The sequence below is a fragment of the Mycobacterium sp. ABE4_509 genome (genome assembly GCF_056160785.1).
In genome coordinates this window covers 1-21,411 of record NZ_JBSWXU010000095.1, presented here as the reverse complement: position 1 = coordinate 21,411, position 21,411 = coordinate 1, and the positions used below count along the sequence as shown (strand labels likewise).

The following is a 21,411-nucleotide window of genomic DNA, read 5'->3' as shown; positions in this document are numbered from 1 at the left end:
GCTCGGCGCGGCGGGGACCGGCCCGGCGCGGCCTCGGCTGGTGGCCCTGGCCCAGAACGGGCCGGCGCCGCTGTCGTCCTCGCAGCTGCGGTCCTGGTTCGGCTACCGCATCGAAGGGCCCAGCCCGGTCAACAACATTCCGTTCGCCGCCCGGCTGTCCGGGCCGTGCGACACCGGTGCACTTGTCGGCGCGATCGGTGACGTCGTCGACCGGCACGCGATCCTGCGGACCACCTACCGCGAGGTCGACGGCACCCCCCACCAGGTCGTCAACGACATGGCGGCCGACTTCCGGGTACGGCGGGCGCGCGGCAGCGACGAGCAATGGCTGCAGACCGAGCTGTCCGGCGAACAGCGGCACGCCTTCGACCTGGAACGGGAATGGCCGATCCGGGCCGCGGTGTTCGAGGTCGAAACCGCCGCCGGCACCGAGGTGGTGGTCTCGCTGGTGATCCACCACATCGCCGGGGACCACTGGTCGGGCCAGGTGTTGTTCACCGACCTGGTCACCGCGTACCGCGCCAGAAGTGCCGGCCACCAACCCGACTGGGCGCCGCTGAGCGTGCAGTACACCGACTACGGCGCCTGGCAGGGCGAACTGCTCAGCGACGACACCGGCATCGTCGCGCCGCAACGCGAGTACTGGGCCCGCCAGCTTGCCGGCTCGCCGACCGAGGCCGGTCTGCCGCTGGACTTCCAGCGTCCGCGGCTACCCAGCGGCAACGGTGAGGCGGTCGAGTTCAGCATCGCCGCGTCGACCAGGGCGAAGCTGGCCGGGGTGTGCCGCGAGCTCGGCATCACCGAGTTCATGGCGCTGCAGGCTGCGGTCGCGGTCACCCTGGGCAAAGCCGGTGGCGGCCTGGACATCCCGCTGGGCACCCCGGTGGCCGGACGATCGGAGTCCGAGCTGGCGCAGCTCGTCGGCTTCTTCGTCAACTTCGTGGTGCTGCGCAACGACCTGAGCGGCAACCCCACCCTGCGTGAGGTGCTCGGCCGTGCCCGCGACCTGGCGTTGTCTGCCTACTCGAACTCCGACCTGCCTTTCGAGCAGGTCGTCGAGGCGGTCAACCCGCCCCGCTCGCTGTCGCGCAACCCGTTGTTCCAGGTGGTCGTCCATGTGCGCGACCAGCTGCCGCAGCGGCAGATGATCGACGGGCAGACCGCGTTCACCGCGCTGGAACCGAACTTCGACATGGCCCAGGCCGATCTGTCGCTGAACTTCTCCGCCGTCGAGGTGGCCGACGACGCCGATCAGCCCGGATACCGGGGTCACCTGATCTACCGCCCCGAGCTGTACAGCCGCCGCACCATCGAGCGGTTGGCAGGTTGGCTGGATCGGGTGATCACCGCCTTCGCCGAGCACCCCGACCACCGGCTCGGCGACGTGGACCTGCTCGGAACCGCGGAGCGCCGACAGATCCTGGGGGAGTGGGGATCCGCGCACCGGGTCTATGTGCTCGACGCCGACCTGCAGCCGGTGCCGGTGGGGGTGTTCGGCGATCTCTACCTCGGCGGGACGCTGGCCGGGGACAAGGTGGTGGCCGATTCGTCGGGCGCGCCGTTGTACCGCACCGGAGACCGCGCCCGCTGGCAGGACGCCGGCAGCCTGCAGATCGTCGGCGCGACCGTCGACGGGTCGGCCACCGCGGACGAGGGCCCGTCCGCGGTGGAATGGGAAGCGCCCCGCACCGACACCGAGCGTGCGCTGGCGGACCTGCTCGCCGGGCTGCTCAGCACCGAGGATGTCGGCCGCCACGACGACTTCTTCGGTCTCGGCGGCGACAGCGTGCTTGCCGTGCAGTTGGCCGCACGCGCCCGCGACAGCGGCCTGGCGCTGACTGCGCGGATGGTTTTCGAGTACCCGGTGCTGGCCGAGCTGGCCCGCGTCGTCGACGCCGGCGCGAGCACCGGCGAACAGCCCGACGACATCCACCACGAACCGATGTCGGCGTCCGGGCTGTCCGAACAGGAGCTGGCCGCGCTGACCGCGTCCTGGAGCGGCGGGGGACCCTAGATGACACAGACCGAGACCAGAGTCGACCCGCCGGCGATCGAGGATGTACTGGCGCTGAGCCCGCTGCAGCAGGGCCTGTTCTCGATGGCGACGCTGACCGAGGGCGGGTCGGCGCGCACCGATCCCTACGTCATCGCGATGGCTGCCGATGCCACCGGCAGCCTCGAGGCCGACCTGCTCCGTTCCTGCGCCGCCCAGCTGCTCGACCGCCACGCGAACCTGCGCGCCAGTTTCGTGCAGGGCGACCTGAGCCGGGCGGTACAGATCATCCCGACCCGTGTGCAGCTGCCGTGGCGGCATGTCACCGTCGACACCGACGAGGCCGCCGCCGCGGTCGAGAACGACGAACGGGCAACGCCGTTCGACCTGGCGCGCGGCCCGGTGATCCGCTTCCTGCTGATCGAGACGCCGCGCCGGTGGCGCTTCGTGGTGACCGCGCACCACATCCTGATCGACGGCTGGTCGCTGCCGCTGTTCATGGGCGAGCTGCTGACGCTGTACCGGGCCGGCGGCGACAGCACGGCGCTGCCCGACCCGCCGCGGCCCTACCGCGACTACATCGGCTGGCTGGCCGGCCGCGACCGGGACGCCGGCCTGGCGCTGTGGCGCCGCCACCTCGACGGCATCACCTCACCCACGCTGCTGACCCCCGCGCTGACCTCGGTGGCGCCCGAGGCGGGCCGCCCCCGGCTCACCGAGGTGACACTCGACCCCGAGGCCACCCGGCAGCTCGCCGAGGGCGCCCGCAGCCGGGGCGTCACCATCAACACACTGATCCAGATGGCCTGGGCCACCGTGCTGTCGGTGGTGACCGACCGTGACGACGTCACCTTCGGTGTCACCGTCTCCGGACGTCCGGGGGAGCTGGCCGGTGTGGAGCGGATGGTCGGGCTGTTCATCAACACCGTGCCACTTCGGGTCCGCCTGGACCCCGCAGCGACGGCCGGTGACCAGTGCCTGACGCTGCAGCGCGAGGCCGCCGCACTGCGCGACCACGGCTACCTCAGCCACGCCGAACTGCGGGCCCTGGCCGGTATCGGCGAGATGTTCGACACCCTGCTGGTGTACGAGAACTTCCCGCCCGGCGGTCTGGTCGGGACAACTGAATTCGACGCTCACGGGGCGACGTTCGTCCCGTCGGCACTCGAGAGTCTGTCGCACTTCCCGGTCACCCTGGCCGCCCACCTGGCCGGGGAGCGGCTCACTGTTTTCGTCGAGGTGCTCGACGGGGCGCTGGGCCAGCTCGAACCCGAGGCGCTGGGCCGCAGGGTGGTGCACACCGCGCAGCGCCTGCTCAGCTGCTGGGACCGCCCGCTGCGCGACGCCGGAATCCTGCTGCCCGACGAGCAGCCCCCGGCGCCGGCGCCCGCCGGCGAGGCGGTGTCCCGGACCGGTGTGCACACCGCCTTCACCCGCGTCGCCGCCAGCCGGCTGGGGTCGGTGGCGCTGAGCTGGGATGCCGGTGACGAGGAGGGGGTGCTGACCTACCGTCAACTCGACGAGGCCGCCGACCGGGTGGCCGCCGCGCTGCTGGCCGCCGGTGCCGGTGGCGAGGACCGGGTGGCGATCTCGCTTGCCCGCGGCAGCGACTATGTCGTCGCGATGTTCGGTGTGCTCAAGGCCGGTGCGGCGATCGTGCCGCTGGACCCGGCGATGCCGGCCGACCGGGTGGCCGACATCCTGGAGCAGTCGAACGCGCGCATCGTCGTCGACGACGCTTTCCTGTCCACACTTGCCCCCGAACCGCCACCGGACTACCGGCCCGCCGATGTGGTGCCCGAGCAGGCCGCCTACGTGGTGTTCACCTCCGGAACGACCGGCCGCCCGAAGGGGGTGGTCGGAACCCACGGTGCGGTACTGGCCTACGCCGCCGACCACGCCGGGCACGTCCTGGCGCCGGCCCGCAACCGGCTGGGGCGGCCGTTGCGGGTCGCGCATGGGTGGTCGTTCACCTTCGACGCCGCCTGGCAGCCGCTGGCCGCGCTCCTCGACGGGCACACCGTGCACATCATCGGCGACGAATGTCAGCGTGACGCACACGCTCTGGTGCACACCATCGGCCGGTTCGGTCTGGACATGCTCGACACCACCCCGTCGATGTTCGCCCAGCTGCGCGATGTCGGTCTGCTGAGCACGGTTCCGCTGGCGGTCCTCGCGCTGGGCGGGGAAGCCGTCGGGGCGGGCACCTGGCGCATGATCGGTGACGAGTGCGCCCGCACCGGGATGGCGGCGTTCAACTGCTACGGCCCGACCGAGACCACGGTGGAGGCGGTGGTCGCGGCCATCGACGCGCACCCCGAGCCGGCGATCGGCTTCCCCACCGAGGAGACCGGCGCGCACGTCCTGGATGCCTGGCTGCGCCCGGTTCCCGACGGGGTGGCCGGTGAGCTCTACCTGTCCGGCGCCCAACTGACCCGCGGATACCTGGGCCGTGCGGCGGAGACCTCCGCGCGGTTCGTCGCCGACCCGTTCACCCCCGGCCGGCGGATGTACCGGACCGGCGACGTGGTGCGTCGCGGGCCCGGCGGCGCCCTGCAGTTCCTCGGCCGGGCCGACAGCCAGGTCAAGATCCGCGGATTCCGGGTCGAACCCGGCGAGATCGCCGCGGTGCTGTGCGACCACCCCGGGGTGCGCGACGCGTACGTCGCCGCACACACCAGGGGCCGCCACACCCGGTTGACCGCCTTCGTGGTCGGCGGCGCGGCAGCACCCCAACCAGGGGAGCTACGCGACCGGCTGGCGGCACGGTTACCGCACTACATGGTGCCGCAACGGATCGTGTTCCTCGACACGTTGCCGCTGACCGCACACGGCAAGATCGACGACGCGGCGCTGGCCGGGATCGCCGACGAGGCAGCGGGATCCGACAGTACTGCGGTGCCGCCGGCGACACCCACCGAGACGACCCTGGCCGGGTTGCTCGCCGATGTGCTGGAGGCGGCAGAGGTCGGGGTGACGACCGACTTCCTCGAGATGGGGCTGGACAGCATCGTCGCGCTGACGCTGGTGGCCGAGGCGCGCCGGCGCGGTGTCGAAATGCGGGCCCGGCTGATGCTGGAGTGCAACAACATTCGTGAACTCGCTGCCGCGGTGGACGCCGCCGACGAGCGCCACGCCCCCGCCCCGGTCGAGGACGACCGATTCGGCGAGGTGCTTGCCGCTCCCATCATGCACTGGATGTACCAGTACGGGAACTTCCGTCGATTCACCCAGAACGTGTTGGTCAAAGTGCCGGCGGGGATCACCGAGGAGCGCATGGTGGCGGTGCTGCAGGCGCTGCTGGACCGCCACGACATGCTGCGCTCGATCCTTGCCGACGGGCAGCGGTTGTTCACCCGCCCGCCGGGTGCGGTATCGGCCGCCGACGTGCTGGTCACCGCGGACCGCCCGGCCGAGGACTGCGTCGGCGTCGAAGCCGCCGCGGCGGTCGAGCGCATCGACCCCGCGACCGGATCCATGGTGCAGGCGGTGTGGTTCCGTGCCGAGCCGTCGCTGCTGCTGTTGTGCGTGCACCACCTGGCCACCGACGTGGTGTCCTGGTATGTGATCCTGGCCGCGCTCGCGCAGCTGTCGGCCGACCTCGCCGCCGGCGACATCCCCGAGCGCGCCGCCGAATACACCACGTACCGGGAGTGGACGCGGATGCTGGAGCGGCGCGCCGACACCGGTGAGGTCGAGGAGCAACGACCCTACTGGGCCAGTCGGCTCGACCCGCCCGATCCGGTGCTGGCCGGCCGGCTACCCGACCCGTCCCGCGACACCTGGGCCTCGCACCGGCTGACCGACGTGGTCACCGACGCCGCGACCACCGCTGAGATCCTGCGCCGTCTCGACGCAGCGTCGATCGAGATGCGCGATTTCCTGCTGGCCGCACTCACCCTGACGATCACGTCGTGGCGCGCGCAGCGCGACCAGCCCGCACAGCACGGGGCGCTGATCGCGCTGGAGGGCCACGGCCGGGAGGACACGGTGCTCGGCGGGTCCTGCGACACCTCGGCGACGGTCGGCTGGTTCACCTCGGTGTACCCGGTGCGTCTGGGCGCGGCCGAGCAGCCGGTGGACGTCGACACCGCAGCAGCCGACCCGGCCGCTGCCCGTGCGCTGCTGGGCTCGGTCACCGATGAGCTTGCCGGCGTGCCCAATCGGGGACTGGACTACGGGCTGCTGCGATACCTGCGCGGAGATCTCGTCGAGGCGCGCGAACCCCAGGTCGAGTTCAACTACATCGGCCGCTACGACCTCAGCGGTGACCGGACCGGAGCTGACTGGTCGCTGCTGACCGACGACGTGCTCAACGCGCAGCTGCCGGTCGCCGCCGAGCCGGCGCTTCCGCTGCGCTACGCGTTCGACGTCATCTCGGTGGTGACCAGCGAGGCCGGCGGGCCGCAGCTGCGGACCAGCTGGCGGTGGAGCGACCGGTTGAGCACCGCCGACGAGGTCGACCGGCTCACCGCGCTGTGGGGCCGGGCGGTCACCGTGCTGGGGGAGGCGCTGTGAGCGGCCCGGCGGACCGGACGGCGGCCCCGACACTCGCGGTGATCGGCGCCGGCCCGAAAGCGGTCGCGGTGGCGGCCAAGGCCGCCGAACTGCGCGCCATGGGTGTCGAGGTGCCCGACGTGGTGGCGATCGAACGCAGCGGCGTCGGGGCGAACTGGCAGGCAGTGGGCGGTTGGACCGACGGTCAGCACCGGCTGGGCACCAGCCCGGAGAAGGACGTCGGGTTCCCCTACCGGTCCTCGCTGGTGCCGCGGCGCAACGCCGAGCTCGACGAGCGCATGACCCGGCACAGCTGGCAGGCATACCTGATCGCCTCCGCGCAGTTCGCCGAGTGGGTGGACCGCGGCCGGCCCGCCCCGACGCACTGGGGCTGGAGCCGCTACCTGCGCTGGGTGGCCGACAACATCGGCATGAGCGTGATCACCGGTGAGGTCGACCGAATCGGGGTGGACAACGGACGTTGGGCGGTGGGGGCCGGGCAGCGCACCGTCACCGCCGACGGGGTGATGATCACCGGGCCGGGGCAGGCCCAGCGCTGCATCCTGCCGCACGATCCGCGGGTCCTCTCGATCGCACAGTTCTGGGCGCGGGCGGCCGGCCACGAACTCATCGCGGCCGAACGGGTCGCGGTCATCGGCGGTGGCGAGACCGCCGCCTCGATGCTCAACGAGCTCTTCCGGCACCGGGTTTCGACCATCACGGTGATCTCGCCGCAGGTCACCCTGTTCACCCGCGGTGAGAGCTTCTTCGAGAACACCTTGTTCTCCGACCCCACCGACTGGTCCAGCCTGACCATGGACGAGCGCCGTGACGCGTTCGCGCGCACCGATCGCGGGGTGTTCTCGGCGCGGGTGCAGGAGGCGCTGCTGGCCGACGACCGGATCCGGCACCTGCGCGGCCGCGTCGCCCACGCGGTGGCCCGCGACGAGCGGATCCGGTTGACGCTGAGCACCAACCGTGGCGGTGAGGCGCTCGAGACGGTGCACGGCTTCGATCTGGTGATCGACGGGTCGGGGGCCGATTCCACGTGGTTCACCACGTTGTTCACCCAGGAGACCCGAGACCTGCTCGAGCTGGGTCTGGGTGCTCCGCTGGGCGCCGGTGCGCTCGAGGAGTCCATCGGCCACGACCTGGCCGTCAGCGGGGTCACCCCGAAGCTGTTCCTGCCCGGCCTGGCCGGGCTCGTGCAGGGGCCCGGCTTCCCGAACCTCAGCTGTCTGGGCCTGCTGTCCGACCGGGTGCTCGGCGCCCGCTACCCCGGGCGAGCGCCCGACGAAACGATCAGGAGATCCGATGAGCACCAACCCGTTCGATGACGACAACGGCGCGTTCTACGTGCTGGCCAACGACGAGGAGCAGTACAGCCTGTGGCCGGCGTTCGTCGACGTGCCGGCGGGCTGGCGGGTCGTGTTCGGGGAGAGCACCCGATCGGACTGCCTGGCCTACGTCGAACAGACCTGGACCGACATGCGCCCGCGTAGCCTGCGGGAGGCGTTGTCGGGTTAGTCGGCTAGCGCCGGCCTAACAGCACACCTGATGCACTGCACGGGTGGTCGTCACGCGGCCACCGGTGAAAGAGAAAGGTGAGTCAGTGGGATCCAGATTCGTTTCCAGCCTGTTCGTCGTGGCGGGTGCCCTGTGTGCAATGCCGGTGCTGGCGCCCGCGGTGGCGTCCGCGCAGCCGGGCACCGGCCCGTTGATCCAGACCACGTGCAGCTACGACCAGCTTTATGCGGCCATTCGGGCCGAGGCGCCGAACGCCGCGGCCGAACTCGACCAGCGGCCCGCGGCACAGCAGAAGCTGCGTGACGTGGCGGCGATGTCGGTCGACCAGCGTCGGCAGGAGCTGTCCCGGGCGCTCGCCGAGAACCCGCACTGGCAGGCCGCAATCGACGAGAAGTGGGACACCGCAGCAGGTCAGGAGAAGCGCGCAACGTTGGCTCGCATCGCCGACGTGTGCCACGACTACTGATGCAGCGGCAACGTGACGGACACGGTGAGCCCGCCCCCGGGGCGGGCCACCGCGTGCGTCTCGCCGCCGTGGGCGGTGGCCACCGAAGCCACGATGGACAGTCCGAGCCCCGCGCCGCGGCCCGGCATCGCGACGTCGGTGATCCGCTCCGCGCCGGCGGCCCGGCGGAACGGCTCGAACAGCATCGGGATGTCGAGGTCCGACACCGGCGGGCCGGTGTTCTGCACTGTCAGGGTGACGGTGCCGGCCTCGGCCGACACCGTCACCCGGATCCACCCGCCCGCGGTGACGTTGTAGCGCAAGGCGTTGTCGACGAGGTTGGCCGCGGCCCGTTCGAGCAGCGCGGGATCGCCGAGCACCTGCGCCGGCGACAGATCGGTGTGCACCGTGATGCCGGCCCTGGCCGCCGCGGCGGCGCCGGTGCGCACCGCCCGCTCGGCGATCTCGGCGAGGTCGACAACCGAATGTTGCTGCAGGCGCTGATCACTGCTGGCCAGTATCAGCAGACCGTCGATGAGACGTTCGTTGCGCCGGTTGACGTCCAGCAGCGTCGCCCCGAGCCGGCGGGTCGCCTCCGGGGTGTCGGGGTCCTCGAGGGCGACTTCGATCAGCGTCCGGTTGATGGCCAGCGGGGTGCGCAGCTCGTGCGAGGCGTTGGCGACGAACCTGCGTTGCCCGTCGAACGCGCGGTCGAGCCGCTCGAGCATCGCGTCGAACGTGTCGGCGAGTTCTTTGATCTCATCGTCGGGTCCGCGTAACCCGATGCGTTCGTGCAGATTCCGCTCGGCGACCCGGCGGGCGGTGGCGGTGACGTCCTGCAGCGGGGCCAGGGCCCGCCCGGCCATCAGCCAGCCGATGCCGCCGGCGGCGACACCGACCGCGCCCAGCGACACCAGCGACCAGATCAGCAGTTCCCGCGCGGTGTCCTGGCGTTCCCGCTCGGCGGCGGTGGTGATGACGTCGAACATCGTGTCGAGCACCGGGGTGTTGCGCACCCCGCGTTCGTCGAGGAACTGTTTGACCACCGCCTCGGCCTGGGCCGGCCGATCCTGCAGGGAATGCCGCAGTATTCCGAACATCAGCCCGATCAGCACCGCGCCGGCGACGAAGAACGCCGCGGCGTAGAGGGCGGTGAGCCGCAGCCGGATCGTGGAGCGGCGCTTCATCGGATGAAATACCCGACGCCGGGCTCGGTTTCGATCACCGGGGGGTCGCCGAGTTTGCGCCGCAGCATCATGATCGTGTACCGCACCACGCCGGTGAACGGGTCGATGTGTTCGTCCCACGCCTTCTCCAGCAGCTGCTCGGCCGACACCACGCCGCCCTGGGCGGCCAGCAGTTCGGCCAGTACCGCGAACTCCTTGCGGGAGACCGTCACCGGCAGGCCGTTGCGTGTGACGATCCGGCGGTACGGGTCGACCGCGACGCCGCACCGCTGCAGCACCGGCGGAATGGCCGGCCGGGACCGTCGGGCCAGCGCCTGCACCCGGGCCACCAGTTCGGCGAAGGCGAACGGTTTGGTCAGGTAGTCGTCGGCGCCCATCCGCAACCCGTCCACCCGGTCGCCCACCGTGGTCGCGGCGGTGAGCATCAGCACCCGCACATCGCGCTCCGAGGCGGTCAGCTCCGCGCACACCTGATCACCGGAGACCGTCGGCAGATCCCGGTCGAGCACGATCACGTCGTAGGCGTTCACCGCGGCACGCTCCAGCGCGCTCGCGCCGTCGTAGACGACGTCGACGGCCATGGCATGCCTGCGCAGCCCGGTGGCCACGGTGTCAGCCAGCAGTTGTTCGTCTTCGACCACCAGAACCCGCATGGCTCCATCGTGCCCGGCGCTGGTGTTTGCCCGCTGTGAGGAACCGGTCGCTAGCGCACCGGACCCATGTCCATGTCGAACACCCGGGCGTGCAGCACGGTGCGGTTACGCAGCGCGGCACGCACCGCGCGGTGCAGACCGTCCTCGAGGTAGACGTTTCCGCGCCACCGCACCGCGTGCGGGAACAGGTCGCCGTAAAAAGTCGAGTCCTCCGAGAGCAGCCGGTCCAGCGCCAGCACGGTGGTCGTCATCACCAACTCGTCGAGGCGGATCTGGCGGGGCGGGATCTGCGCCCACTGCCGGTGGGTCAGGCCGTGTTCGGGATAGGGCCTGCCGTCGCGGACTCCCTTGAAGATCATCGCCGTGCCTTCTTTGCCCAGTGCCCCCGCGGTGTCTGTGCTGATCTGCCACATTAACCTGACCGGCCCGGCCGCGCGGGTCGCTCGGTCGGTGCCCGGGCGGCTCGTCACCGTAAAATGAACGGGATCGGGCCGAGTCAGGAGAGGTGGGTGAACAGTGGGCAGCGCCGATGACCGCCGTTTCGAGGTGCTCCGTGCGATCGTCGCCGACTTCGTCGCGACCAAGGAGCCCATCGGCTCCAAGTCGCTGGTCGACCGGCACAACCTCGGGGTTTCCAGCGCGACCGTGCGCAACGACATGGCCGTCCTGGAAGCCGAGGGCTACATCGCCCAGCCGCACACCAGCTCCGGCCGGGTGCCCACCGAGAAGGGCTACCGCGAGTTCGTCGACCGCCTCGACGACGTCAAGCCGATGTCGGGTGCCGAACGCCGCGCCATCCTGAACTTCCTGGAATCCGGTGTGGACCTCGACGACGTGCTGCGCCGTGCGGTGCGGCTGCTGGCACAACTGACCCGCCAGGTCGCGGTGGTGCAGTACCCGACCCTGTCAACCTCGTCCGTGCGCCGGCTGGAGGTGGTGGGACTCAGCCCGGCACGGTTGCTGCTGGTGGTGATCACCGATTCGGGCCGGGTCGACCAGCGCATCGTCGAACTCGGCGACGCGATCGACGAGATGCAGCTCACCCAGCTGCGTGACCTGCTCGGACAGGCGCTGGAGGGCAAGCCGCTGGCCGCCGCGTCGATCGCGGTGTCGGACCTGGCCTCGCACCTCAACGGCGGCGGCGGGCTGGCCGACGCGGTCGGCAGGTCGGCGACCGTGCTGGTGGAAACCCTGGTCGAGCACAGCGAGGAGCGGCTGATGCTCGGCGGTACCGCCAACCTGACGCGGAACACCGCCGACTTCGGCGGGTCGCTACGCTCGGTACTCGAAGCACTCGAAGAACAGGTCGTGGTCCTGCGGCTGTTGGCCAAACAACAGGAGGCCGGCAAGGTCACCGTGCGCATCGGGCACGAGACCGAGGCCGAACAGATGGCCGGCACGTCGGTCATCAGCACGGCCTACGGTAGTTCGGGCAAGGTGTTCGGCGGCATGGGTGTGTTGGGTCCCACACGGATGGACTATCCGGGAACCATCGCCAACGTCGCCGCTGTTGCTCTCTATATTGGCGAAGTCTTAGGTAACCGCTGATCGGTCGGGTTCTCGACGGATCAGCGGGTGGGAAAGGTAAAGCGTGGCACGCGATTATTACGGGCTGCTCGGAGTGAGCCAGGGCGCGAGTGACTCAGAGATCAAGCGCGCCTACCGCAAGCTCGCCCGCGAACTGCACCCCGACGTCAACCCCGACGAGGGGGCCCAGGCGCGCTTCCAGGAGATCAGCGCCGCCTACGAGGTGCTCAGCGATCCCGAGAAGCGGCGCATCGTCGACATGGGCGGCGACCCGCTGGAATCGGCGGCCGCCGGTCCCGGCGGTGGGGGTTTCGGCGGGTTCGGCGGTCTGGGCGACGTGTTCGAGGCGTTCTTCGGCGGCGGCACCGGCGGGCGCGGCCCGGTCGGACGGGTGCGGCCCGGCTCGGACTCGCTACTGCGGATGCGGCTGACCCTCGACGAGTGCGCGACCGGGGTGGCCAAGCAGGTCACCGTCGACACCGCCGTGCTGTGCGACCTGTGTCAGGGCAAGGGCACCAACGGCAACTCCACGCCGGTCACCTGCGACACCTGCGGTGGGCGCGGCGAAATCCAGACCGTGCAGCGGTCCCTGCTCGGGCAGGTCATGACGTCGCGGCCGTGCCCGGTCTGCGGGGGAGTCGGCGAGGTCATCCCCGACCCGTGCAACCGCTGCGCCGGAGACGGCCGGGTCCGGGCGCGCCGCGAGATCAGCGTGAAGATCCCCGCCGGGGTCGGTGACGGTATGCGGGTGCGGCTGGCCGCCCAGGGCGAGGTCGGGCCCGGCGGCGGTCCGGCGGGCGACCTCTACGTCGAGGTCCACGAGACCCCGCACGACGTGTTCGTGCGCGACGGTGACGACCTGCACTGCACGATCTCGGTCCCGATGGTCGACGCCGCGCTGGGCACCACGGTGACCGTGGACGCGATCCTGGACGGTCCGGTCGAGATCAACGTCGCCGCCGGCACCCAGCCCGGTTCGGTCAGCACGCTGCGCGGCCGCGGCATGCCGCACCTGCGTTCCGGGGTGCGCGGCGACCTGCACGCCCACATCGACGTCGTGGTGCCGTCGCGGCTGGACCACGAGGACATCGAGCTGCTGCAGGCGCTGCAGGAGCGCAGCCGCGACACCGCCGAGGTGCGCTCGGCCAGGGCAAACAACTCCCCGAACGGGGGCGGCGGCCTGTTCTCCCGGTTGCGCGAGACGTTCACCGGCCGCTGATCGCGTGCGGTCGCTCTTCTACGTCGACGCGCTCCCCGAGGTCGGTGACCTCGTGCATGTCGACGGCGACGAGGGCTTCCACGCCGCCAACGTCCGCCGGATCCGGCCCGGCGAACACCTCGACCTCGGCGACGGCGCCGGCACCGTGGCGCACTGCGTCGTCGAGGACGTCGCCAAGGGGCGGCTGTCCGCGCGGTTGCAGGACCGGCGCGTGGTGCCCCCACCCGTGCCGACCGTGACCGTCGCCCAGGCGCTGCCGAAGTCCGACCGTTCCGAACTGGCCGTCGAACTGGCCACCGAGGCGGGCGCCGACGCCTTTCTGGCCTGGCAGGCGTCCCGGTGCGTGGCGCGTTGGGACGGCGCGGCCAAGGTCGACAAGGGGTTGCGCCGGTGGCGTGCTGTGGCCCGTGCCGCGGCCCGGCAGTCCCGGCGGCCCTCCATCCCGGTCGTGGACGGCGTCGTGTCGACCGCGCAACTGGCCGGGCGGGCGGGACTGGTGACGCTGGTGCTGCACGAATCGGCCGGCGTCGGGCTGACCGAGGTGGACCTGGCCGATGCGGACGCGGTGACGTTGGTGGTCGGGCCGGAGGGCGGCATCGCCGACGACGAACTCGCCACCCTGTGCGATGCGGGGGCGGTGGCGGTCCGGTTGGGGCCCACGGTGTTGCGGACCTCGACCGCCGCGGCGGTGGCGCTGGGCGCTTTGGGTGTGTTGACGAAGCGGTGGCAACTGAACTGACCAGGGTGGTTCACCGAGTGCCGGTGACGTAGGTTAGCCTGCCCTACAAAGCTCAGCTAGCTTGTCGATGTTGACGTCAGGGGCCGTGGGCCGGCACAGAAGGGACCCCCGATTCTCACCCGTTTGACCCGAGCCTGGCTACCGCTCGTCCTGGTGATCGTGCTCGTCGTCAGTGGTTTCGCCGTCTGGCGGCTGCGCAACATGTTCGCGGCCAACCCGCTGCCGACCTACGCCGGAAGCATGACCGAGGACTCCAACAAGTCCGACCCGAAGATCGTGCGCTACGAGGTCTGGGGGGAACCGGGCGCCGTCGCCGACATCAACTACGTCGACGCCGAGGGCGACCCCAACCAGATCGTCGGCGCCGCCCTGCCGTGGTCGATCGACGTCGAGACCGACTCCCCGGCGATGTCGGGCAACATCGTGGCGCAGGGCAACGGTGACTTCATCGGGTGCCGGATCACCGCGGACGGAGAAGTCAAGGACGAACGCACCATCACCAACGTCAGCGCCTACATCTACTGCTTCACCAAGGCGGCGTGATGACCGCCGCCGGCGACCGCAGCGAGGTGCTGCGCCGACCGAGGTTTCTCGCGCGGTGGATCCGGCGGCTCGCGATCCCCATCATCCTGGGCTGGACGTTGCTGCTCGTCGCGCTCAACGTGGCGGTGCCCCAGCTGGAAGTCGTCGCCGCGAAGCACTCGGTCTCGATGAGCCCGAGCAATGCGCCGTCGATGCAGGCGATGTCCGACATGGGCCGGCTGTTCGAGGAGTCCGAATCGGATTCGATGGCGTTGATCGTGCTGGAGAGCGAGAACTCACAACCCCTCGGTGACGACGCGCACGCCTACTACGAGAGCCTCATCGCCAGCCTGCAGAACGCCGACGAGCACGTCCGCAACATCCAGGACATGTGGGGCGACCCGCTGACCGAGGCCGCGGCGCAGAGCTCCGACGGTCGGGCGGCCTACGCGACGCTGAACCTCGCCGGCAACCTGGGCGAGGCCGAATCCAACGAGGCCGTCGCGGCGGTGCGCGACATCGTCGCCAATTCACCGCCGCCACCCGGGGTGCGCGTGCACGTGACCGGGCCGGCGCCCATGACCGCCGACGTCAACATCGCCGGTGAGCGCAGCATGGCGCTCGTGCTGCTGGTCACCTTCTGCGTGATCATCGTGCTGCTGCTGTTCTTCTACCGCTCGATCTCGACGGTGCTGCTGCTGCTGGCGGTGGTCCTCGTCCAGCTGGGGCTGGCGCGAAGCGTCGTCGCGGCGCTGGCCCACTACGAGCTCATCGGCCTGTCCACCTACGCGACCAATCTGCTGATCTCGCTGGCCGTGGCGGCGGGCACCGACTACGCGATCTTCCTGGTCGGCCGCTACCAGGAAGCCCGAACCGCCGGCGCCACCCACGAAGAGGCCTACTACGAGATGTTCCACGGCACGGCGCCCGTCGTGCTGGGTTCGGGCCTGACCATCGCCGGCGCGATGTTCTGCCTGTCGTTCACACGCATGCCCTACTTCCAGAGCATGGGTGTGCCCTGCGGGGTCGGAACGCTGGCCGGGATGGCCGTCGCGCTCACCCTCGGGCCGGCGATCGTGACCGTGGGCAGCCGGTTCAACCTGCTCGAACCCAAGCGGGCCATGCGGATCCGCGCGTGGCGTCGTGTCGGCACCATGGTGGTCCGCTGGCCCGGTCCCATCCTGGTCGCGTCGCTGGCGCTGTCGTTCATCGGATTGGCCGCGCTGCCGGGCTATCAGACCAGCTACGACGACACCCGCTATGTTCCGGACTCCATTCCGGCCAACGCCGGACTGCAGGCCGCCACCGAACACTTCTCGCTGTCCCGGATGAGCCCGGAGATCCTTCTCGTCGAGGCTGACCACGATCTGCGTAACCCGACCGACTTCCTGGTGCTGGACCGCCTCGCCAAGCGGGTCTTCGGGGTCGAGGGTGTCTCACGGGTGCAGGCACCGACCCGTCCGGACGGCGCACCGATCGAGAACACCTCGATCCCGTTCCTGATCAGCATGCAGGGTGTCGGCCAGCAGCAGAACATGAAGCTGATGCAGGACCGGATGGCCGACATGCGCAGCCAGGCCGATGAGCTGGCCCGCACGATCGGGACCATGCGAACCATGTACGGCCTGATGACGCAGTTGTCGAACGTCACCACGGTGATGATCGACGACTTCAACGACATGCAGCAGACGGTGCATCAGATTCGCGACATGATCGCGAACTTCGATGACCAGTTCCGCCCGATCCGGAACTACTTCTACTGGGAACCGCACTGCTACAACATCCCGATGTGCTGGACTTTCCGGTCGCTGTTCGACTCGATGGACGGCATCAGCACCATGACCGACTCGTTCGACAAGGCGCTGGTGAACATGGACACGATGCGCTCGCTGCTCCCGCAGATGCTCGCGACGTTCCCGCCGATGATCGAGACCATGGAAAGCATGCGTCACATGATGCTGACCACGTACGCCACCATGGGCGGGTTCTACGACCAGATGGACGAGATGAGCGAGAACTCCACCGACATGGGGAAGGCGTTCGACGCGGCCAACAACGACGACTCCTTCTACCTGCCGCCGGAGGTGTTCGAGAACAAGGACTTCCAGCAGGCGATGGAAAGCTTCTTCTCACCCGACGGCAAGACCGTGCGGATGTTGGTCTCCCACCGCGGCGATCCGACCGATCCCGCTGCGCTCGCCCGGGTCGAGCCGATCAAGATCGCCGCGATCGAGGCACTCAAGGGCACGCCCCTCGAGGACGCGAAGATCCAGCTCGGTGGTACCGCAGCGACATTCAAGGACATGTCGGACGGTTCCCGCTACGACATGATGATCGCCATCCTGGCCGCGCTGAGCCTGGTGCTGATGGTCATGCTGCTGCTGACCCGCAGCCTGGTCGCCTCGCTGGTCATCGTCGGCACCGTGATCCTGTCGCTGGGCGCATCGTTCGGGGTCTCGGTGTTGATCTGGCAGCACATCATCGGCATCGAACTGCACTGGATGGTGCTGGTGATGTCCATCATCGCGCTGATCGCGGTCGGATCGGACTACAACCTGCTGCTGGTGTCACGGTTCAAGGAGGAGATCGGTGCCGGAATCAAGACCGGCATCATCCGCTCGATCGGCGGTACCGGCAGCGTGGTCACGCTCGCGGGCGTGGTGTTCGCGCTGACCATGGCTTCGATGGTGGTCAGCGACCTGCGGGTGATCGCGCAGGTCGGCACCACCATCGGGCTGGGCCTGCTGTTCGACACCTTCGTGGTGCGCGCGTTCATGATGCCCGCCATCGCCACGCTGCTGGGCCGCTGGTTCTGGTGGCCGCAGGTGGTGCGCAACCGCCCGCTGCGCCGTCCGGTCGCCGCCGGCGTCGGCGGATCGGCATCGGCGGGGGAGCCGGGCTCGGGGTCGCCCCCGGCGGATCCGGGCGAATCTTCTTTGGGCGGTGACACCCCGCGACGCTAAACTGGGTTTTCGCCAGGACCGGCAGGTGCCCAGAACCCAGAAAGCAGGCAGAAAACAGCACGTGACGCCCCGCGAGACGAACGCCGCCTCGGACACCGTCCGTAGCAGCATCACTGTTCCGCCCGACCTCGTCATGGGCTTGCTCGGGTCTTCCGACGAGAACCTGCGCACTCTCGAAGAGCTGCTCGCCGCCGACATCCATGCCCGCGGCAACGCGGTCACGCTGGTCGGTGAGCCCGCCGACGTCGCCCTGGCCGAACGGGTGATCTCCGAGCTCATCTCGATCGTCGGCAACGGGCAGCGGCTGACCCCCGACGCCATCGGCCACAGCGTGGCGATGCTGACCGGCACGGCCGAGGAGTCCCCGGCCGAGGTGCTGACCCTGGACATCCTGTCGCGGCGCGGCAAGACCATCCGGCCCAAGACCCTGAACCAGAAGCGCTACGTCGACGCCATCGACGAGCACACCGTCGTGTTCGGCATCGGCCCCGCCGGCACCGGCAAGACCTATCTGGCGATGGCCAAGGCCGTCAACGCGTTGCAGTCCAAGCAGGTCAGCCGCATCATCCTGACCCGTCCCGCGGTGGAGGCCGGGGAGCGGCTGGGCTTCCTGCCCGGCACGTTGAGCGAGAAGATCGACCCGTATCTGCGGCCGCTCTACGACGCGCTGCACGACATGATGGACCCCGAGTTGATCCCGAAGCTGATGAGCACCGGGGTCATCGAGGTGGCGCCGCTGGCGTACATGCGTGGCCGTGCCCAACCCTTGTCTACCAAGGTCCTGACACCCAGTGGATTCCGCGCGATTGGGGATCTGAAGCTGGGTGATTCGGTGATCGGCTCCGACGGGAACCCGACCGAGGTGCTCGGCATCTATCCGCAGGGATTCAAAGAGATCTACCGAGTTCATGCTCAGGACGGTTCCTCGACCCTTGCCTCGGGCGATCACCTGTGGGCTGTGCACACGCGCGATGACAAGCGTCGAGGCAAACCCATGCGGGTGCTCGAGACGAAAGAGATGATCGGCAATCTCAGGGCGGCGCACTACCACCGCTATGAGCTGCCGCTGTTGAGTGCCCCGGTCTCCTTCGAACCCGAACCGGTACCCATCGACCCCTACGCGTTAGGTCTGCTGCTCGGGGACGGATGCCTCTCGCTGAGCTCCTCACCCAGTTTCGCCACAAGCGATCCCGAGCTGGCGGAGGCGCTGCAGCGATTGGTGCCGGGCGTCCTCGTGCGCCGCAAGTCCGAAGTCGACTACGTTCTGGTGAGCCCCTCCGGCCGCGGCGGGCGAAGTACGAATCCGCTCACCGATTGCCTACGTCGGCTGTCCTTGGCGGGTACGAAGTCCGACGACAAGTTCGTGCCGTTCGAGTATCTCCACAACGTGCCCGAGGTTCGGCTCGCCGTTCTCCAGGGCCTGCTGGACAGTGACGGCGGGCCGGTGACGCAGAACGATCGCACGTGCCGAATCCAGTACGGCACGGCGTCGCTGCAGCTCGCTGACGATGTGACATTCCTCGTCCGCTCGCTAGGAGGTGTGGTCTACCGCCGGACGAGAAAGGCGCTGGGACGAAAGCCTGGCCTTGCTCGTGGCCGCGAGGTGCATCACCTTGCCGACGCCCACCTACTCGACATCCGCCTCCCCGAGGGCGTCGTTCCGTTCCGGCTGGGGCGCAAGCTCGCCAAATATGCGGTCACGGGCGGCGGTAGACCGATGCGCTTCATCGATCGCATCGAACCGGCGGGCACCGAAGAGGCCGTCTGTATTCGGGTTGCGGCTGAAGACTCGCTCTACGTCACGGAGGACTTTCTCCTCACGCACAACACCCTCAACGATGCGTTCATCATTCTCGACGAGGCGCAGAACACCACCGCCGAACAGATGAAGATGTTCCTGACCCGGCTGGGATTCAACTCGAAAATCGTTGTGACAGGCGATATCACGCAGGTCGACCTGCCGGGTGGGGCGCCGTCGGGCCTGCGCGCGGCGATGCGCATCCTCGACGGGATCGACGACATCCACTTCGCCGAGCTCACCAGCGCCGACGTGGTCCGGCACCGGCTGGTGTCCGAGATCGTCGACGCCTACGAGCGAGGGGAAGCCCGATCCGAGGAGCCCGCACTGATGAACCGGGCCCAGCGGCGCTCCTCGAGCCCGGCCGGCCGGTCGAGGCGGTAGCAGCACACCATGAGCATCGAGGTGTCCAACGAATCGGGCATCGACGTTTCCGAGCAGGAACTGATCAGCGTCGCCCGCTTCGTCATCCGCAAGATGGACGTCAACCCCGCCGCCGAACTGTCGATGGTGCTGCTCGACACCGCGGCGATGGCCGACCTGCACATGCGCTGGATGGACCTGCCGGGCCCCACCGACGTGATGAGCTTTCCGATGGACGAGCTGGAGCCGGGTGGGCGTCCGGATGCCCCCGACCCGGGGCCGGCCATGCTCGGCGACATCGCGCTGTGCCCGGAGTTCGCCGCCAAACAGGCCGCCGACAACGGGCATTCGCTGGGCCAGGAGCTGGCCCTGCTGACCGTGCACGGGGTGCTGCACCTGCTCGGCTACGACCACGCCGAACCCGACGAGGAGAAAGAGATGTTCGCGCTGCAGCGTGAGCTGCTCGTGGAGTGGGTCGCCGAACAGGTCGAGGCGTACCACCTGGATCGTCAGTCCGAGCGGGACCGCCGCCTGCTCGACAAGTCGCGCTACTTCGACAACTCGGGTCACAGCGCCGACGCCGGCGATGGCGACCAGCGGTGAGCGGCCTCGGACAGCTGATCAGCGCGGTCGTGCTGGTCGCCCTGGGCGGCTTGTTCGCCGCGATGGACGCGGCGCTGAGCACGGTGTCGATGGCGCGGGTCGAGGAGCTGGTGCGCGACGAACGCCCGGGCGCGGTCCGGTTGTCGCGGGTCATGGTCGAACGTCCCCGCTACATCAACCTGATCGTGCTGCTGCGCATCACCTGCGAGGTGAGCGCCACGGTGCTGCTGGCCGCCTACCTCGACGGCCACCTGGGGGTGACCTGGGGGCTGGCCGCGGCGGCCGGCATCATGGTGGTGGTCAGCTTCGTGGTCATCGGGGTGGGCCCGCGCACCGTGGGCAGGCAGAACGCCTACACCATCGCGCTGCTGACCGCGCTTCCGCTGCAGGCGATCTCGGTGCTGTTGCTACCCGTCAGCCGGCTGCTGGTGTTGATCGGTAACGCGGTGACGCCGGGCCGCGGTTTCCGCAACGGCCCGTTCTCCTCGGAGATCGAACTGCGGGAGGTCGTCGACCTCGCCCAGCAGCGCGGGGTGGTGGCCGACGACGAACGCCGGATGATCCAGTCGGTCTTCGAGCTCGGCGACACCCCGGCCCGTGAGGTGATGGTGCCGCGCACCGAGATGGTCTGGATCGAAAGCGACAAGACGGCAGGGCAGGCAACATCCCTGGCGGTGCGCAGCGGGCATTCCCGCATCCCGGTGATCGGCGAGAACGTCGACGACGTGGTCGGGGTGGTGTATCTCAAAGACCTCGTGCAGCGGACCTACTACTCGGCCAGCGGTGACCGCGACACCACGGTGTCGGAGGTGATGCGCAGCCCGGTGTTCGTCCCGGACTCCAAACCGCTCGACGAGCTGCTGCGCGAAATGCAGCGTGACCGCAACCACATGGCGCTGCTCGTCGACGAATACGGCGCCATCGCCGGTCTGGTGACCATCGAGGACGTGCTCGAGGAGATCGTCGGCGAGATCGCCGACGAATACGACACCGACGAGGTGGCGCCCGTCGAGGACCTGGGCGACGGCCAGTACCGGGTGTCGACCCGGCTGTCCATCGAGGATCTCAGCGAGCTCTACGACGTCGAGTTCGACGAGGACCTCGACGTCGACACCGTCGGCGGTCTGCTGGCCCTCGAGCTGGGCCGTGTCCCGCTGCCCGGGGCGCTGGTGAACTGGGACGGGCTGCTGTTGCGGGCCGAAGGCGGCCCGGATCCGCGCGGCCGGGTGCGGATCGGGACGGTGCTGGTCAGCAGGACCGAGCCCGAGCCCGGCGCCGACGAGGACGGGGAGGACACCGAGTGAGTGAGCTGGACGCCGAGGACACCAAGCTGGTGGTGCTGGCGCGCGGGGCGATGGCCCGCGCCGAGGCGACC

The 21,411-nt window shown here is 69.6% G+C and carries 15 protein-coding genes and 4 pseudogenes; 16 read left to right on the top strand and 3 right to left on the bottom strand.

The window, feature by feature from the left end:
* The 5 genes from ACXAID_RS18910 to ACXAID_RS18890 form a co-directional block, all read left to right on the top strand.
* On the top strand, positions 1-2,014 hold a 2,014-nt coding region (locus ACXAID_RS18910), incomplete at its 5' end, for a condensation domain-containing protein (RefSeq protein WP_475023747.1).
* Positions 2,015-6,511: an amino acid adenylation domain-containing protein gene (locus ACXAID_RS18905; RefSeq protein WP_475023746.1), complete on the top strand. Its 4,497-nt coding sequence runs from the start codon at positions 2,015-2,017 to the stop codon at positions 6,509-6,511.
* The gene (gene mbtG, locus ACXAID_RS18900; RefSeq protein WP_475023745.1) at positions 6,508-7,827 is read left to right on the top strand and encodes an NADPH-dependent L-lysine N(6)-monooxygenase MbtG; all 1,320 of its coding nucleotides are present in this window, start codon (positions 6,508-6,510) and stop codon (positions 7,825-7,827) included. Before ACXAID_RS18905 ends, mbtG begins: the two co-directional genes overlap by 4 nt.
* Positions 7,805-8,017 carry an MbtH family protein gene (locus tag ACXAID_RS18895; RefSeq protein ID WP_475023744.1) on the top strand — a complete coding sequence of 71 codons (213 nt, stop codon included), beginning with the start codon at positions 7,805-7,807 and terminating at the stop codon, positions 8,015-8,017. The genes mbtG and ACXAID_RS18895 overlap by 23 nt, the downstream gene beginning before the upstream one ends.
* Positions 8,018-8,102: 85 nt before the next feature.
* Positions 8,103-8,483, top strand: coding sequence for a hemophore-related protein (locus tag ACXAID_RS18890; protein WP_475023743.1), 381 nt, complete (start codon positions 8,103-8,105; stop codon positions 8,481-8,483).
* On the opposite strand, the gene ACXAID_RS18885 is transcribed toward ACXAID_RS18890, so the two are convergent.
* From ACXAID_RS18885 to ACXAID_RS18875, 3 genes are read right to left on the bottom strand one after another with little or no spacing between them, the layout of a single operon-like run.
* Positions 8,477-9,649, bottom strand: a complete 1,173-nt coding sequence (locus ACXAID_RS18885; RefSeq protein WP_475023742.1) for a sensor histidine kinase — start codon at positions 9,647-9,649, stop codon at positions 8,477-8,479. The genes ACXAID_RS18890 and ACXAID_RS18885 overlap by 7 nt on opposite strands.
* Positions 9,646-10,302: a response regulator transcription factor gene (locus tag ACXAID_RS18880; RefSeq protein ID WP_475023741.1), complete on the bottom strand. Its 657-nt coding sequence runs from the start codon at positions 10,300-10,302 to the stop codon at positions 9,646-9,648. The genes ACXAID_RS18885 and ACXAID_RS18880 overlap by 4 nt, the downstream gene beginning before the upstream one ends.
* A gap of 50 nt (positions 10,303-10,352) precedes the next feature.
* Entirely contained in the window at positions 10,353-10,661 is a 309-nt protein-coding gene (locus tag ACXAID_RS18875) for a type II toxin-antitoxin system VapB family antitoxin (RefSeq protein ID WP_475023748.1), read from the bottom strand.
* A gap of 157 nt (positions 10,662-10,818) precedes the next feature.
* Between ACXAID_RS18875 and hrcA the strand changes: the two genes are divergently transcribed.
* The 11 genes and pseudogenes from hrcA to ACXAID_RS18820 all read left to right on the top strand — a co-directional run.
* Complete coding sequence (hrcA, locus tag ACXAID_RS18870) at positions 10,819-11,850, top strand: heat-inducible transcriptional repressor HrcA (protein ID WP_475023740.1); 1,032 nt, start codon at positions 10,819-10,821, stop codon at positions 11,848-11,850.
* A 43-nt stretch (positions 11,851-11,893) separates the two neighbouring features.
* Positions 11,894-13,048, top strand: a complete 1,155-nt coding sequence (gene dnaJ, locus ACXAID_RS18865) for a molecular chaperone DnaJ (protein ID WP_475023739.1) — start codon at positions 11,894-11,896, stop codon at positions 13,046-13,048.
* A 4-nt stretch (positions 13,049-13,052) separates the two neighbouring features.
* A complete protein-coding gene (locus ACXAID_RS18860) occupies positions 13,053-13,787 on the top strand; it encodes a 16S rRNA (uracil(1498)-N(3))-methyltransferase (protein WP_475023738.1) in 735 nt (244 codons plus the stop codon).
* Between the two features lie 123 nt (positions 13,788-13,910).
* The gene (locus ACXAID_RS18855; RefSeq protein WP_475023737.1) at positions 13,911-14,330 is read left to right on the top strand and encodes an MmpS family transport accessory protein; all 420 of its coding nucleotides are present in this window, start codon (positions 13,911-13,913) and stop codon (positions 14,328-14,330) included.
* A complete protein-coding gene (locus ACXAID_RS18850; protein ID WP_475023736.1) occupies positions 14,330-17,272 on the top strand; it encodes an MMPL/RND family transporter in 2,943 nt (980 codons plus the stop codon). Before ACXAID_RS18855 ends, ACXAID_RS18850 begins: the two co-directional genes overlap by 1 nt.
* Positions 17,273-17,333: 61 nt before the next feature.
* Positions 17,334-18,029, top strand: a pseudogene (locus ACXAID_RS18845) (PhoH family protein); the annotation flags it as partial.
* Positions 18,018-18,830: pseudogene (locus ACXAID_RS18840) on the top strand (LAGLIDADG family homing endonuclease); the annotation flags it as partial. The pseudogenes ACXAID_RS18845 and ACXAID_RS18840, both read left to right, overlap by 12 nt.
* Positions 18,831-19,100: 270 nt before the next feature.
* Positions 19,101-19,454 (top strand): annotated as a pseudogene (locus tag ACXAID_RS18835) (PhoH family protein); the annotation flags it as partial.
* A 9-nt stretch (positions 19,455-19,463) separates the two neighbouring features.
* A complete protein-coding gene (gene ybeY, locus ACXAID_RS18830) occupies positions 19,464-20,036 on the top strand; it encodes an rRNA maturation RNase YbeY (RefSeq protein WP_475023735.1) in 573 nt (190 codons plus the stop codon).
* A complete protein-coding gene (locus ACXAID_RS18825) occupies positions 20,033-21,340 on the top strand; it encodes a hemolysin family protein (protein WP_475023734.1) in 1,308 nt (435 codons plus the stop codon). The genes ybeY and ACXAID_RS18825 overlap by 4 nt, the downstream gene beginning before the upstream one ends.
* A pseudogene (locus ACXAID_RS18820) lies at positions 21,337-21,411 on the top strand (cytidine deaminase); the annotation flags it as partial. The gene ACXAID_RS18825 and the pseudogene ACXAID_RS18820, both read left to right, overlap by 4 nt.